The organism is Neptunomonas sp. CHC150 (assembly GCF_030397555.1).
In the GTDB taxonomy this organism is placed as follows: domain Bacteria; phylum Pseudomonadota; class Gammaproteobacteria; order Pseudomonadales; family Balneatricaceae; genus Neptunomonas; species Neptunomonas phycophila.
On record NZ_JAPNXU010000056.1, the window covers coordinates 1 to 385 of the forward strand.

Annotated in this window: 1 pseudogene; it reads right to left on the minus strand. The window is 49.6% G+C overall.

The features are described from left to right. Nucleotides 1-351: pseudogene (locus OW491_RS18165) on the minus strand (hypothetical protein); the annotation flags it as partial. Nucleotides 352-385 lie beyond the last annotated feature (34 nt).

The following is a 385-nucleotide window of genomic DNA, read 5'->3' on the forward strand; positions in this document are numbered from 1 at the left end:
GCTTGCCATTGTGGTAATGCGTAGCAGTTTCATGATGCTGTTTAAGCCAGTCATGGTGACGGCCCAACCTGCAGACATCATTTGCCCAATCCCCATAGCCAGCGATAGTGTTGCGACTACCCCACCAAGGGATAAACCCGCAATAGCGACGTAACCTAGAATTTCAGCAAGCCAAGGAAATTCCTCAGTCCAGCCTACAACTATCATCAAACCGTTGGCCATTGAGCCAACAACCGCATTAATGGATGGAAGCACCGCACCAAAAACAGCAGCGCGAACAGCAAACCATACGGATTGCAATCGCTCCCACTGATCAGTCATAGCGCTGGCCATCTCTTCAGCTTTTGACATGCCTTGAACTTGGCCTAATGTCTCAATACTGCCA